Annotated in this window: 10 protein-coding genes and 3 pseudogenes; 9 read left to right on the top strand and 4 right to left on the bottom strand. The window is 61.0% G+C overall.

Annotated features, from left to right (window positions below):
• Positions 1–13: 13 nt before the first annotated feature.
• Positions 14–280 (bottom strand): annotated as a pseudogene (locus CH42_RS17070) (antitoxin VbhA family protein); the annotation flags it as partial.
• Between the two features lie 178 nt (positions 281–458).
• Between CH42_RS17070 and CH42_RS05770 the strand changes: the two are divergent.
• Positions 459–1,361 (top strand): GntR family transcriptional regulator, encoded by a 903-nt coding sequence (locus tag CH42_RS05770; protein ID WP_053352269.1) that lies wholly within the window; start codon positions 459–461, stop codon positions 1,359–1,361.
• Positions 1,362–1,433: 72 nt separating this feature from the next.
• Here CH42_RS05770 and CH42_RS05775 read toward each other — a convergent pair.
• A pseudogene (locus CH42_RS05775) lies at positions 1,434–1,826 on the bottom strand (recombinase family protein); the annotation flags it as partial.
• 603 nt (positions 1,827–2,429) lie between these two features.
• Between CH42_RS05775 and CH42_RS17120 the strand changes: the two are divergent.
• The 3 genes from CH42_RS17120 (at position 2,430) to CH42_RS16335 (ending at position 9,026) form a co-directional block, all read left to right on the top strand.
• Positions 2,430–2,786, top strand: a complete 357-nt coding sequence (locus CH42_RS17120; protein ID WP_368730400.1) for a DUF3060 domain-containing protein — start codon at positions 2,430–2,432, stop codon at positions 2,784–2,786.
• Complete coding sequence (locus tag CH42_RS05785; RefSeq protein ID WP_156322478.1) at positions 2,783–8,131, top strand: DUF7507 domain-containing protein; 5,349 nt, start codon at positions 2,783–2,785, stop codon at positions 8,129–8,131. Before CH42_RS17120 ends, CH42_RS05785 begins: the two co-directional genes overlap by 4 nt.
• A gap of 151 nt (positions 8,132–8,282) precedes the next feature.
• Positions 8,283–9,026 (top strand): FCD domain-containing protein, encoded by a 744-nt coding sequence (locus CH42_RS16335; protein WP_156322479.1) that lies wholly within the window; start codon positions 8,283–8,285, stop codon positions 9,024–9,026.
• A gap of 495 nt (positions 9,027–9,521) precedes the next feature.
• On the opposite strand, the pseudogene CH42_RS05790 reads toward CH42_RS16335, so the two are convergent.
• Positions 9,522–10,740, bottom strand: a pseudogene (locus tag CH42_RS05790) (IS3 family transposase).
• A gap of 328 nt (positions 10,741–11,068) precedes the next feature.
• On the opposite strand from CH42_RS05790, the gene CH42_RS05800 reads away from it, so the two are divergent.
• Positions 11,069–12,043 carry an NAD-dependent epimerase/dehydratase family protein gene (locus CH42_RS05800; RefSeq protein ID WP_053352274.1) on the top strand — a complete coding sequence of 325 codons (975 nt, stop codon included), beginning with the start codon at positions 11,069–11,071 and terminating at the stop codon, positions 12,041–12,043.
• 74 nt (positions 12,044–12,117) lie between these two features.
• On the opposite strand, the gene CH42_RS05805 is transcribed toward CH42_RS05800, so the two are convergent.
• On the bottom strand, positions 12,118–12,528 hold the full coding sequence (locus CH42_RS05805) for a DUF1801 domain-containing protein (protein ID WP_053352275.1): 411 nt from the start codon (positions 12,526–12,528) through the stop codon (positions 12,118–12,120).
• A gap of 134 nt (positions 12,529–12,662) precedes the next feature.
• On the opposite strand from CH42_RS05805, the gene CH42_RS05810 reads away from it, so the two are divergent.
• The 4 genes from CH42_RS05810 (at position 12,663) to CH42_RS05825 (ending at position 15,331) form a co-directional block, all read left to right on the top strand.
• Entirely contained in the window at positions 12,663–13,037 is a 375-nt protein-coding gene (locus CH42_RS05810; protein WP_053352276.1) for a hypothetical protein, read from the top strand.
• A 10-nt stretch (positions 13,038–13,047) separates the two neighbouring features.
• A complete protein-coding gene (locus CH42_RS05815; RefSeq protein ID WP_156322480.1) occupies positions 13,048–13,833 on the top strand; it encodes a hypothetical protein in 786 nt (261 codons plus the stop codon).
• 71 nt (positions 13,834–13,904) lie between these two features.
• Complete coding sequence (locus CH42_RS05820; RefSeq protein ID WP_156322481.1) at positions 13,905–14,240, top strand: hypothetical protein; 336 nt, start codon at positions 13,905–13,907, stop codon at positions 14,238–14,240.
• A 416-nt stretch (positions 14,241–14,656) separates the two neighbouring features.
• Positions 14,657–15,331 (top strand): hypothetical protein, encoded by a 675-nt coding sequence (locus tag CH42_RS05825; protein WP_053352279.1) that lies wholly within the window; start codon positions 14,657–14,659, stop codon positions 15,329–15,331.
• The last annotated feature ends 8 nt before the right edge of the window (positions 15,332–15,339 follow it).

Genomic DNA, 15,339 nt, shown 5'->3' on the forward strand with positions numbered 1-15,339 from the left:
AGCGGGCTCGAGCTCGGGCGACCAATTCGCTCGAGTCGATCTTCCCGGCGATGTACTCCCCCGCGTCACGCTGAGTGTCAGCGTCGACACTCAACCCTTCCATCTCCCCGCTGTGGATCGCTTCGTCGACGCGACGCCGGCGCCGGGTTTCTGCAGCTGCAGGTGAGACTTGAGATGCCATGATCAGATCCTCTCGCGGGTGAGCGGGTATCCCAATACTACCAGATTTCCCAAAAACCACCGAACGTGAGTTTCGGGCCAAAATGGTTTCGGGAGGCATTTTGGGAATCCCTATTCCAATCTCCGAGTGCACTTCCTCGCCCCCGAGCCCGGTCCACCTTCCCAAAAACGATCATTTTTGGGCTTTCTTTGTGTCCGAGCGATCGCCACTGGCCTATGTATCTCCATCGGAGCCGAGCCTGAAGCTTTAACCGATATAGCACATTCGGATTTGAGATATGCCCAAACCCTTTGCGTCGAAGCCCAAGATCGCCCGCAGACTCTTCCGCGACGAAGCGCACGATCTGATCCGCGCCGCGATACTCGACGGCACCCTCGCGCCCGGCGAGCAACTCGATGACGCGAGCCTGCAGAATTGGCTCGGGATCTCCCGCACCCCGATCCGCGAGGCGATCATCGCCTTGCAGGTTGAAGGGTTCGTCGAAATCGCCGCGCAAACGCATACTCGCGTGGTCGACCCAACACCGCAAGACGTGATCTACGCGATCCAGACCGTGGGTACCGTATTCGGCGGCGTTCTGCGTTCGATCGTGCCCGAGCTCGACGACCCCACCCGAGCTCAGATCGTCGAGCTCGTAAAGCGCGCGAAAGCGGCAATCACTGCGGGTGACGCACGTACCCATATGAACGTCACGATCGAGTACTACCGGCTCATGATCGAGCGGTGCCAGAACCCCACGCTGAAGCTGGTCGCCGACTGGGCCGTCACGTCCCTCAGTTTCAAATACAGCATTACCGTCGATCAGCGTGAACCCAACTGGGAAATGCTCACTCACGGTTGGGGGCACATGCACCAGGCGATCGTTGACGGTGACGCAATCGCAGCGGAGCTCGCGTGCGAAGACATGCAAAAACGCGACAGATGCAACGATCTCCGCACCTGTGGGACAGATGCAACGATCTCCGCACCTGTGGGTCCGTGCAGCAGCCAGCCAAGCGGAATAAACGCTTGGTGCGGCCAGGATGGCTTCGTCGTACAGAATTGCAATAGCCCCAACGTTCGCATCCAGGTCAGGGGCAGCGCGGTTCCCCAATGGTTCGGACGCGCAACGTTGAGTCCCTGCCAGCAGAAGACCTGGGGAAATGTCTTGATCCTCACAGGCGAGTGGCGCTACTGCTAGGCATCACTCTCCTGACGCCGCCGGCGTGATACCAACCGTGAAGGTCTTTAATGAATGGACCGCTTGAAGCTCTCATTCACCGGAGACCTTCAGACGTTTGTCCCACCTTGCAACACCATGTGCCCCATGCCTCAGTAGCCCGCTTAGTCCAGGCCAGATGCGCTCAAGGCGCCGATAAAAGGTCGGCCGCGTCACGTTGAAAGTGTCAGCGACCTCCTGCACCGTGTACTCCTGACTGCCGCACATCGCGCGGGCCAGCTTGATCTTCGCGTCTGTCATATTCGGACGCCGGCCACCATCGCGGCCGCGAGCTCGCGCAGCGGCAAAACCCTCCTGAGTACGTTCGACGATGAGGTCATGCTCGAACCCCGCAATCGCCGCGAGCACATGAAAGAACAGGCGACCACGGGGCGTCGTCGTGTCGATGCCCTGCGTGACTGCCTTAAACCCGATCCCCCGCTGCTCAAGCTCGTGTAGTTGCCCCCGGTCTGTTCACGATCGAGACCACAAAATAGAGCTAAGAGCGCGAGATCACCCCTGGGGTGTCAGACCCGAAAGCAATGGGCGCCGGCGAGCGTCGCCCCCGCAGCGGCGGCGACGAGCGATGGCATCAGGGCACTAGATTGCACAATGTCCGACGATCCCGTAGCGGGGAGTGCGTCAGTTGCCGTTTTGAGGCTGGGGCCGTGACTGAGACCAGGCGCTGCATTGGCTCCTTCTTTTGGTGGGGTGGTCGGCTCAGGCGGCTCCGTGGGCAGAGAGGCGGAGCCGGTCAGTAACGAACCCTCTGGGGCGGCGAGGGGGCATAGGTTCAGCCTTACCAGCCAGCAAAAATCAGCCATGTTGAATGTCAACCGCACGGGCATACGGCTCGTACGAGACGCTGGCTCGCGCTCCGAGGGGTGCGATGCGCGTACGCCTGCGCGGGGATTGCTAGGTAATCCTGGCTGACCGGCTCGACGTCCGGGCTATCGGGCATTTAGCATGAAACTGACTGAAATATTTTATGTATCGCACTAGTTCTGCATGCTACTCGAGAGAAATATAATGAAACGACGTCACACAGCTATGACTATTGTGGCGGCAGGTTGGCTCACCTCTTGCAGCGTATCTAGCCCGCCCACGCCTCCCATCTCCGAACCCGCGACTGTGCACTGCGCGAACCGCGATGTCTTTCTTGAGGACGCGGGAACGAATGTCAACCTCGTGGGCTCATGCGCGAGTGTGACTGTGGCGGCCTCCTCAATTGAGGTGACCGGTGACGGGACGGAGTCCCTCATCCTGCGTGGCAGCGAGAACAGGGTCACTCTCGATCAGATCGAGGTTATGGATATCGAGGGCCGCGGAAACCATGTCGTATGGCAAGAAGGAATTTCAGTCTCGGAAGAGATGTTTCCTGGCAACACGTTGGACGGACCCCAATGAGCAACGTAACTGACAACACTCCGAAAAGCTTGCGCACCCGGCGCACACCTCGAGAACAGAAACCGGAACAAATGACAACTTGCCCACCCAAGAAGCGCGCGCGCCGCGCGCTCGCAGCGATCACCACGTTGGCGGTGTTCGTTGGCGGCCTCTTGGCGACACCGCTCGCGGCCGCTGCGGAGACGCTGGACGCGACCGGCGAGATCAGTGAGTTTAAGCTTACGATCACCGATGACGGCGCAGCCGGCACCGTCGATCCTTCTAACACCAATGGCCTCATCGCGACAGCAGGTAGCGCGGTGTTCACCTGGTCCATTGGCAGTGAGGGCGTGAACGACGCTGTTGTGGAACAAACACTCCCTCAGGGGTGGAAGTGGGACGAGCGGTCGCTCATCAAGCTCGTGAATGATTCGAGCTACTTCTCATCCAGCTATGCACTAGACGATGACGGCCGCACGGTTCGTGCGACGATGTCGATCCCGACCGGTTCGCTCGTCACCCTCGACGGCCTCACCGCGACGGCGAGCGGCTACACGGCAACACCCGGTGAGGTCTACGACGCGCGTGTGCTGTACACCGATGGAACCGGGCAGCACTCCGTTGACGGGGGTGCTCTCACCCTCGTGGGCGAGTACTCTGCTCGGCTGAGCATGAACAACGGAGCCTCGCAGAGCGAGACGACGCATGACTTCGGCTCGGGTGAGGAGCCCGCGATTCCACTGCTCACCTACGTTTATTTCAATTCCCACCTTGAGCCGGGGCAGCGACGCCCGATGAATATCGACGTGCCTTTCGACGTGCAGATGACATATGACGGCCCTAAGGCCAGCGACGTTACTCTGGACAGCCCCAATGCTGAGATCGTAGATGTGACAGAGAAAGTCATTACGATTCGGGTGACTTCGCTTCCAGTGAAGGACACTGCGACGACTCAAACTTGGCTTCGACCCTTACTGTGGTACCCCCGCGATGAGGTCCCGGAGAAAGCGGCAGACGCGGTCCGCGTGAACTATTGGCTCACCGGCCCAGTGTGGACGACGAACGGTGGCGAGCCGATCACGGGCAACATCGATGGTCGCGGCTACGCCCTGCTGACCCAAAACAAGCAGGAGGACAACTGGGAAGTCCGGCCTGCGCAGGGGCGACTCAAAGCTGCCGACTACCGACTTGGCGTCCCCAGCTACCCAGTCCTGAATGATTCGTCATGGCCGGATGTGACCGGGGCCATGGTCGCACCACAAGCAGAGATGCTTGCTCACGCGAGCTTCAGTCCGCGTGTGATGTACAACACGGCGACTGGAAAGATGCGAAGCGAGGGCCTCACCGATCTGGTTTCGTACCAGTTCTGGAACCCTGAGGAGGCGCAGTTTGTGCTCGACTCCTCCGCGATTGGCGTGGGCACCCGTTCCGGGCAATCGCTTGGCCGTATTCCCTCATCCTCGTACCGTGTTCAGTACACTGCCGGAACCAATCACGACAGTCCAGACGCGAACCTGTGGGAAGATACCGTGACTGCCGCGGGTGGCCCTGAACTTGTTGCCGGCGTGCGTGTTTTGTACCTCGATGGCCCCTGGAAGCAGGGCACCGAAAGTGCAAACCATAATGATTTCCGCTTCGATGTCCAAGTGCCGCTGACTGGTGTCGCCGGTGCCGGAGAATGTATCGTGGTGAACCAGTTCTTGACGGCAGCAGAGACCGGAAAGGTGGCAACTTCCGCAAGCGCGTGCGTAGAACTGTACTCATCCGCGATCGAGCACACCGCGAACCCCTCAACCGTTGCCGGTGGCAGTTCCGTTGACTTCACCGCAGGGTTGTCGTTCCGTCGTGCTCCCGGAACCCGACTTGACGCTGAACCCATCGTTCTGGACGATATCCAGTTGACCTTGGAGATCGATTCCGCGTCGACGGCGATCGATTTCTCGGCAGTGCGCGAATCGTGGGATGTCGTGTCGTTTACAGAACCAGACTATGGTGCGGACGGCATGCCTGGTACGCAGGACGATGCGGCGCCCGCGCAGTTGGTTCTGGCCCCGAAGAAGGCTGTCGAGCTGCCTGGGGACCGTCCAGCAGCCACGAAACCGGCAAATTACACGACCAAGGTTTCCTTCCAGAAACCAGTTAAGCCCAACCACTGGTCGAATGCGAGTGATGGCACGGTGCAGAGCGTCGCAAAGTCGGGTTCATTGACGAAAGACGTCTCAGTCAATGTTCTTCAGGTTGATACGCTGACCGTCGCCGGTGATGCGGGCCGTGCTGAGGTCGATGGAGCCACAGAGCTAATTGACTTCACGACGTATTGGTACAATTTCACTAAGAGCAACTTTGACGGCCCGGTTACCTTCCTCAATGTGCTTCCACACGTCGGCGATGACTCCGGAACCTCGTTCCACGGCACCGCGGTGCTGGACAGTCTGCGCCTGTTGGGCAGCGATGATGGCGTGATCCAGGTCACCACTGACGACCCCTCGCTGATCGGTCTTGCACCCGGAGACAAAGTCACGTGGTCGACGTTGCAAGATTCGATAGATCTATCGGCGGTAACCGCCGTTCGGGTACAGTATCCGAAGCTTGTCTCAGCGGCTGCCGGAGGGCTCCGCATGGAACTGCGGATCGCTGGTCAAGAGGCCGGCGACGTATACCGGAACTCAGCGGACGCGTACTTTGGTGCAGATTCCGTCCGGTTGAACACGGAGGTTTCTCAAACGTCGGTGGTCGCGTCAGGCGCCGGTGGCGTGGTGTTCAATGACCGAAACGGCGATGGCGTGCGGCAGCCCAATGAAGCGGGGTTCGGCAACGTCGATGTCGCAGTCCGCACGGCTGCAGGCGACGAGGTGACATCGGTGCGCACCAGTGAAGACGGTGAATTCTTCGTGGGCGATCTCGTCTCGACCGTTGACTACGAAGTGATCATTGACCCAACCACGCTGCCGGGTAACTCGCACCGTCAGACTGTGGGATGGGAAGATCGTCGTGATAACATCGCCGGCCCTATGCAACTACCCTTGGGTGGCGACCGCGACGATCTGCTCTTTGGATACCAGACCGTGTACTCAAAGATCGAGCTCGACAAGCAGGTCGGCCTGCCAGCCGGAGACCTCGAAGTGGGATCGACCCTCACTTACCGCTTCACTGCAACGAACGCCGGAGCGGGCTCGCTGAACGATGTGACGTTGTCTGACGAGCTCGAAGGGTTGGGCGAACTGACCCTCACGTGGCCAGGCGACAATGGAATCCTCCCAGCGGGTGAGAGCCTGACAGGCGAGGCCACCTACGCGCTGACCCAGCGGGACATCGACAGCGGTCACATCACGAACGCTGCTTCCGTGACAGCCGTGGATGAGGTTCTCGGAAATGTCGCTGCCCAAGACACCGTCACGGTCGACATCAAGTCGGCTGCTGCGGTGAAGGTGGACATTCAGGGAAGCGTGCGCGGTGAGATTGCCGTCGGTGCGCATGTGGACTGGACGATCGTGGTCGAGAACGCCGGACGTCCTACCCTCCGCGATGTGTCGCTCACCGAGGATGACGACGAATTGGGTTCGTGGGATGCGCTCGCGCCGGGTGCCCAGAGCATTGTTCGCTCTGAGACCACGCTGACGCAGGCAGACATCGACGCAGGAGCGGTGAAGCGCACCGTCTCGGTCTCCGGCCTCCACCACGCTGATGGTGGCGTGGTATCCGACACGGCTTCCGCGGAGGTGCTCCTTCCGGTTGCCGGCGAGCTTGGTCTGCAGATCCTGCTTGAAGGCCAGAAAATTGAGGCTCCGCCGGGTCCGGACGTGATGACGGGCGATGAGGTCGCATGGACGTACCGTGTCACCAATACCGGTATCCGTACGCTGACAGATATTGAGGTCGGTGACAACCTTCCCGGTAACAACCCGGTGGAGACCATCGACCGTCTTACCCCCGGCGAGAGCGTCGACATCCTCGTGAACAGCGTGGCCGAGTTCAACGAGCAAACGGTCGAAGCGAACGTGGTCGGCACCGAGGCGGGGCCGCGCCCACACGGTCCGGTCTCTGCGACGGATCAAAGTTGGTACCGCGGTGTAGTTACCTCCGCCATCACTTTGAGCGAAACGCCCGTCTTGCCCGAGGAAGTTCTTGACGTCGGGACCGTGATCCCCTTTGAGATCACGGCAACGAATACGAGCCATGGCACCACTCTCACGGACGTGCAGATCGCCGATCTACTCGAGGGGATGAGTGACCCTGAGATCGTATGGCCAGGTGCCTCGGAAGAGCTAAAAGTCGGTGAAACAGTATCTGCAACCGTGGAATACGCCATTACGCAGGCCGACGTGGATCGGGGATTCATTGAAACTAATGCATTTGCCTCCGGGATTGACATCACAGGCTCTGTGGTAGAAGCACGCGATTCTGTGGAGATATTTATCGGATCCCAAGCGTCTGTGCACGTACGTGCGCAGGGTGCCGTCCGAGGAAATATTGAGGCCGGTGCGGTCGTTGACTGGACCGTCACGGTCGAGAACGACAGCATCGTGACTCTTCAGGACGTCGTCCTTTCAGACGCCGAGGACAGCATTGGACAATGGGCAACGTTGGCACCCGGTGCGATGCGAGCGGTACGGACTGAGACCATACTCTCCCAAGCAGATATTGATTCAGGCAGCGTCCAACTCAATGTTCAGGCAGAAGGGAAGCACCCAGTGGATCGCGCCATCGTGTCCGCAACTGACACCGCAGAGGTCTTGCTTCCGTCACTCAGCGATATTAGTATTTCGATCTTCCTGGACGAGGAAGTGGTGGTGAGCTCCCCAGGTCCTGAATATCCCGAGGGAGCGGAAGTGACGTGGAGTTACTTGGTCACCAATACAGGATCGCGCACGCTCCACAACGTGGTGATCTCTGATGATCAAGCCGGTCACCAACAGTTCGCTCTTGAGGCACCGCTCTCTCCGGGCGAGTCCACCACGATCAACCACCAGGACGTCGTAAAGGTCGGACAGCTCGAAGTCAACGCCTCCGTGCAAGCCGACGACGCGGCCCAAAATAATCAGGACGGCGCAACTGCCCAAACGCTGGTAACTGATCATGCGCTGTCGTGGCTGTCCGGTGTTCCCGCGCTCGACACCAACATCGACCCAGCTCCCGGTGCCTCAAAGGGAGATGACGAGAAGACTTCAGAAACCCCAACCGGAGGGGGTGATAAAGCGAGACAACTGGCGACCACCGGCTCCAACGGAGTGCTCGTTATGGGCGGAGGATTCCTTGCGTTGATGTTGATCGCCGCCGGAGTGATGTTCATCGCTCGGCGTCGGAAGGAAGATACAACCGATTCCGTGCAGGGCGAAGTCGGTTCTCTGTCCGAGGACAATTCCTAACGTCTGGCAAGGAGGGCTGGGAGGTGCCTCCCATGGGATCGGTACCTCCCAGCCCTCCTGTTGTCTCGGAACACGTAAATCAAACGGGACTACATCACCCGTGAGAATTTACGCTTGTTCAGTGAGTACACCTCGCATTATTCTCACGTCAATGATCGGCGAAACGGGGGCGGGAGGGGCAATGGTAACAGGCAATCCATCTTTTTCGCGGACGGATGAGGTCGCCCGTGATGTTCTGACGAAGATCTTGAGTGGTGAACTGAAACCCGGCGAAAGTGTCTCAGCACTTCGTCTTTCACGCACATACGAGATCGCTGCAGCGACAGCTCGAGAAGTGGTTGGCCTATTGCGGTTGCAGCGGCTTGTGAAGATCGAGCGCAATCACGCTCCCAAAGTTATAACGCCGAACTCAGGATGGTTCCTCGTTGTCGTCGCTGAACTTGCAGGTCTTTCTGGTGTGGCGACTGAGTTAGGTGTCCTCAAAGCCACCGACGCGCAGATCGAAGAGTTAGCAGAGCTCGCTAACCACGCGAGCGCCTCATGGACGGATTCCTACAAAGAGCAGGGTGCGGCAATCGTTGCAGTATGGGGCCTGTTCGAGAGGCTCGCAAGCGTCGCTGGAAACTCGGACCTTCAACGCGCGCATTCGGAGAAGTGGCCCGCAGTCGCCCTAGGGTTCACCTATCTCCGCATCCGAAGAAACCCGAAAACTCTTCAAATCACACTTAAAGAACTATCTGCGGCCATTAGCGCCCGCGATCGTTTCGAAGCAGTATCCCTGGTGCACGACCTCTACGACTACGTACTGCGGGTTAGGATAGACAATTTTCCGTTGCCTCCGATATCTGCGCCAACACGACTCACTTATGAGACAGATCAAAGGAAGCCGAGTTAGCTGGCGGTTTGAAGTCAAATGATTTCAATGGGCGCGCTTTGGGGCTAACACCGACTCTGATGGACCTTCATTTGTTCGTTGCTCTTTTAATGCCTCCTCCGATGCGCTTCTTCTCGCAGATTATGCTGGTTTATCGCGAGTTTTCGAACCCCAATCGCCTTTTGGGAATGCCGATTTTGCTTAGGCGCATAGCGAGGCGGGTGTATGGGCCCTGAGCTGTCACCTGCAGCAGAAACAGATACCTCTGGATTGCTTTCACGCCAAGAAATGCCGCTGGCCACGTGCGAATGTGCCGGAGCGAGCATCGGTAAGCATTTCACATTTAGATATGGAGTACCAACGCCTATAGATAACGGGTCAGAACGTCACCTTGCCCGCCGTACGCTGCGAGAGGACGCCTACATCGCGCTCAAGAATGGAATCGTCCATGGTATGTTCGCGGCAGGTGAGCAGCTGGATGAAGCGCACTGGGTTTAGTTCCGCACCGGTTTCCGGTTAGCGCACCGCTATCGCGGGATTACGGGTTTCAGCGTAGTAGTTCTCCTCGGCCTCGACCGGGGTCCGGTAATCGAGCGCTTCGTGCAGCCGCCGGTGGTTCCACCACCACACGTACTCAAGCGTCGCGAGTTCGACTTCCTCGACAGTCCGCCAAGGGCCGCGCCGGCGGATCAGCTCTGCTTTGTAGAACCCGTTCACCGTTTCCGCGAGCGCATTATCGTAACTATCCCCGACCGTCCCAGTCGAGGGCATCGCGCCGGGTTCCCGCACCCGATCGCTGTACACGATCGACATGTAATTCGACCCGTGATCCGAGTGATGCGTGACTCCGGCAAGATCCCCGCCCGCCGCCCACGCCGCCATCTCAAGCGCCTGTAAAGGCAGCACATCAGCTCGCAGCGTCGACGCGACGTTCCAACCCACAATCCTGCGGGAGAAGACATCAACGATGAACGCGACGTACGCGAACCCAGACCATGTCGCCACATAAGTGATATCGGCCACCCACAAACATCTGGGTGCACCGGCCGTGAAGGCGCGATTAACGAGATCCCCCGGCAGATCCTGCGCAGCATCACGTTTCGTCGTGTACGTCTTCGCGCGTCGGGTGACCCCTTGTACACCGGCGACCCGCATTAACCTTCCAGTCTGGTCCCGAGCGATCACCCACCCCGCACGCTGCAGCAGAGCGTGCATCTTCCGCACTCCATACACGCTGTAGTTCTCAGCATGCAGACGCCGAATCTCGGGCACCAGCCACTCGTCCCGCACCTGTCGGTCACTGGCCGCCGCTTCGCTGTTCGATAACCACGCGAGGTGAGGAATCCACGAACCGCCGCACGCAGGACACGGCAGATGAACTCGACCCCGAAACGATCACGATGCTCGTCGATGAACGCGATCATTTCGTTCGTGGGTGGTCGAGTTCCTTCGCGAAAAATATCGACGCGGCTTTCAAGACCTCGTTCGCTTTGCGCAGCTCGGCGTTCTCTCGACGCAGGCGACGGTTTTCCTCAGCGATATCGGAGCTCACGCCGGGCTTCGCGCCAGTATCGATCTGGGCTTGCCGGTACCAGGTGCGCAGGGCTTCGTCACCGATACCGAGAAGCGCGGCGACATGTCGGACCGCGCCGGTCGGGTTCGGGTGATCTGGAAGCGCTTCGGTCACCATGCGAACCGCACGGGCCTTCAAATCTGGGTCATACTTCTTGGGCATCGTGTTCCTATCCTCGTATAAAGGTCGGAACTAAACCCAGTGCGCTTCAGACGGTGGATCTTCGCCCATGCCCGGATCGTGCCCGCGACAGGCACAATCACCACGCAGTGACACCTCATTCACCGCTCGAACCGGAAAATCATAAAGGCCCCCGGGCGCGAACCGCTTCGCAATGGGAAGGTCAGGGGTTCGATTCCCCTCAGAGCCACTAGATAGCGCCTCAGTTTCCTCGCGAAGCGGGCCTTTTTTCAATCTTTGCGCGCCCGCTGCGCTGCGCCAAGAGCGAAGCCCGTTGTGCGAAGCTGCTAAACGCCGTGAACTCGTACGTATGAGACGCGTGTTGGTACTGGGTGGAACCGGATGGTTGGGGCGCGAGGTCGCGCGGGCGGCGCGCGACGGTGGAGCCGAAGTGACGTGTCTCGCGCGCGGCGAATCGGGCGACGTTCCTGACGGCACACAGCTCGTGCGCGCCGACCGCAGTCTTCCGGGTGCCTATGACCGGGTCAAGGGTGAATGGGATGACGTCGTGGAGCTCGCGTCAGAACCGCAGCTCGTTCAATCCGCACTCGACGCGCTGGCGCCCCGCGCGGCGCACTGGACGCTCGTCTCAACCGTGTCCGTGTATGCTGACGACGGCACACCCGGAGACGACGAGTCGGCCGAGGTGGTCGAGCCCCGGGATCTCACACGCTACGCGGACGCCAAAGTCAACGCTGAACGCGTCTCGCGTACGCTCCTCCAGGACCGCCTGCTCATCGCCCGTCCTGGCCTGATCGCCGGCCCCGGCGACCCCAGCGACCGGTTCGGCTATTGGCCCGCTCGTTTGCACCGAGGCGGGCGGGTACTCGTTCCGACGACGGATCGGCGATTCGTGCAGTACATCGACGTTGCCGATCTCGCGGCATGGATCGTGACGGCCGGCGCCAACCGGATCACCGGAACCGTCAATGCCGTCGGCCCGGCCCACACGATGGACGACTTTTTTCGTGCGGCAGGTCGCGTTGCTGAGTTCAACGGCAGTCTGATCACCGTGGACGACAAGACGCTTCTCGACGATGGCGTGCAGTATTGGGCCGGCTCACGGTCGCTTCCGCTGTGGCTGCCGACAGAAGCTGCCGGGTTCGCACAGCGCGACGGAGCCGCCTTCATCGCTACCGGAGGTCGACCGCGATCGCTGCAAGACACGCTCATCCGCGTTCTCGCTGACGAGCTCTCGCGGGGTCGCGATCGCCCCCGCCGCGCAGGATTGACCGCCGCCGAAGAACGCGAACTCCTCGCCAATTCCCCCCTAGCCAGGCGCTGACATTCAGAAACACCATCGCCATCGCATGCAGCCGCCAGGCTACCCAGTGCCTGAACATTCGCCGGCGCTAAACGTTACCCCACCGCCTGCTTCACCAGGTTCAACAGCCGCGTGGCGTCCGCGTCAGAGAGCTCCAGAATGCCGTATGCGCTCGGCCACATGCCACCATCGCGAATGAGCGTCGCGTCTTCGAAGCCGAACGTCGACGTGGCCGTCTGGTACTTCGATGCGGCCATGAAGAAGCACAGCACCTTGCCGTCCAGGTAGTACGCCGGCTGACCGTAGCGCAGTTTCGGCTGCAGCCGAGGCGCCTCCTCGAGAATCGCTTCGTGCAGTCGGAGCGCGATGATCTGCTCGTCGGGCGTCATCGCCTCGATGATCTTGCGCACCTCGGCGTCGCCGTTCTCTCGCTTCTTGAGTTCTGCGGCGCGCGTTCTGATCGCTTTTCGCTCTTCGGCGGAAAGCGTCTCGGTTGTGTTCGGCATTCGGTCCCCCTTCGGTCAACGTTGGTGATGCCAGGCTAACCGGCCGCCCGGCGGGCAACTTCTCGAATCCTGACCGATGCACCTCCTCGTTCACCGCATGGCCACCCAGCCCGCGTCTGAGGCAGAATCGAGTTATGACCGGTCACCGCCTCGCCCGCCTCAGCCTGCGTATCGACGCGATCTATTGCATCGCTCTGGGAGTACTCGTGGCCGCCACGGCGCCATTCACCGCCGGCAGCGTCGCACTCCCCCTCCCAGTGCTCGTCGCCATCGGCGCGCTCACCGCTGCGTGGGGCGGATACGTCTGGTGGTCGCACGTGCATCGCCCAATTCGACAGGCCACCCAATTCGTCATGGTCGCCAACATCGCGGCGAGCCTCGCTCTCGCAGCGACGGGCCTCTTCGCGGGCGAGTGGGTGCTCGCCCTCGCCGCATCAGTGCTCGCCATCGACGTCGCCGCATTCGCGGTGAGCCAAGGAATCGCCCTGCGCCTCCCCGCACGCGGGTAACCTGCTGTGCATGGGGAAAACGGTGGCTTTCGATGACGTACTGACCGCGTTGCCAGCACTTGCGGCGACGATCTGGCACGACGAGGTGTCGTCGCAGGAGGATCTGCGCGACCTGCTCGAGTCTTCGGGGCTTCCTCGCAAGATCGAGTACAACGATGGTCTCGACGACGACGATGCGGTAAGCCCACGCGTGAGCACCCGGTTCCAGGTGACCGGTCGTGATGACGATGCGGCGAGTGAACGACGTTTGCGTGCCGCAATCTCGCGATCGGCCGGCAAAGCCGTCGGCACCGATAAGCACTGGGATCTCGGCTCGTTCGAGTTCAAGATGAGATGCCGCGGCGATGAGTTCACTCTCGACTTCCAGCGCAAGTTCTCACTCGCGGCCGTGCGGGCGGCGGCTGCCGACTGGCTTGCCGGCGATCCGGGCGTCGCGTGGCTGCTCGCTCACGAACTCATCGATTCGGGCACCGAGCCTGAGAGCAACGAGTTCTGGCCCAAACCAGCCCGCTACTCGCAAAGCACCTTGGCACGATTTCTCCCCGACGGCACGGTGCGGGCGCACCTGTATCTCGATGCGAGTTCGGTGCCAACGGGCGCAAAGCCGAAGTCAGACGACGCTGCCTACGAACTGACGCTCGCGTACCTCGAGGAATCGCTCGGAGCACGCACCGACCCCGCCCCCCACACCAGGCCGAGCTGGACGCGCGGCACCCGCACCTTTGAGTTTTATCGCATGCGCTCGCGGAGTCGCTCCGCGCAATTCACCGAAGCCGCGCGATCGGCAGCCGGGTGACCCGCCGATCCGATGCCCCTCGCCCGCTGCAATCGGGGTTGCACTCGCGACTCGATGGCGTTGAGTATCAGGTGACCAGCACATTCGGCTGGTCGCTGTGGTCTCTCACGCCGGCCCCCGGCTTCACCCGACGACCCGGCAAGACTGGCTATTACCACCCCATCGAGCGCAACGGGCAGTTCACCTGTTTTCACGTCAGCACGCGTGGCTCCTACCGTGGCGTGCCCGTGGATGTCTCGGGCGGTGGCCGCGGCGGATACCTCCTTTCGACGAGCGACGATCGTGCCGGCGACGCGGGCTTCTCGCAGCGCGGGCGCGCGGAGTGGCTGAAGAATGTCGCGCTCGATGATCGCGAGCTGCGATACAGCACGATTCGCACGCCGGTGCCGCCTCCGTGGGAGCGCTGATAGACGCGCATCTGGGCGAAGCGCAAGACAGGTGGTGGATCACACAAAACGAGCCACCCAGAACTGCTCGGGTGGCTCGCCGCTCGTGCTGGGACCAGGGCGTACCTCCGGCAGTTGAAACGCTGCGGCTGTGCCCGCACCGTCAGAGGGTAACTTGAGCATAGTTCACGCTATGCAATTTGTTAATACTTAATTTTCAAATCCAAAGAATGACGAGTTTTGGATTCGCGTCACATCCAGGTTCGCCCACGCCAAATCCCTACTTTCGTAACTGAAATTTCAAAACATCAACCAATTGGTCGATTCGACGGCCGCACGCTGAACCATACCTTCGAGAGCGAGGAAGCGGCACCCCGCCCGCTTCCTCCTCACGTCACCATCGCCGCACTGGGTGCGGCACGACCGAAGGATCTCACGTGAACAAGATCACCCGTATCGGCGCCACCGGCGTCCTCGCAGCCGCGCTCGCCGGCGGCATCGCTCTCCCTGCGAACGCCGTCGCGCCCGCGCCGAGCACCGCCACCTCTGGCATCTCGGCGGTGGCTTCGACCACCGGCGCCCCGACTATCCAGGTCGATGCCGTGCAGCCCGACACCCAGCAGGTGCAGCTCTCGGGCACGGCCGCGGCGCGCACGACGGTCTACGTCGAACGCGCGGCAGCCGGTCGCTACGTGCGCGTTGCAACCGTGCAGTCGAACGCGCAGGGCGCCTGGAGCGCAACGGCGACGGGCACCTACGGCGACAATACGTTCCGCGCACGCACCGTCGGCGCTCCGACGAACGACGCACGCTCCTACACGGGCGTCACGATCGACCGCGCGCAGAGCACGGTGCAGTTCACCGCACAGGCCACATCGGTCGATCGCGCGGCGAAGCGTGCCGTCATCTCGGGTACCGCGACGCCGGGCACGCAGGTCAACCTCATCTACGGCTTGGGCGGCACGAGCGCGACCGCTGACATCGCAGGCAACTGGACGGCGACGATCTCGGCGACCAACTGGCGCGACGACTGGGCAGGTGCCGCAGAAGGTTCGAAGTCGGTCCAGGTGAGCTCGTACGCGATGGGCCAGTACCTCACGGTCAGCTTCTAGGCACCACC

Origin of the sequence: Leucobacter musarum subsp. musarum (assembly GCF_001273845.1) — a bacterium.
In the GTDB taxonomy this organism is placed as follows: Bacteria; Actinomycetota; Actinomycetes; order Actinomycetales; family Microbacteriaceae; genus Leucobacter; species Leucobacter musarum.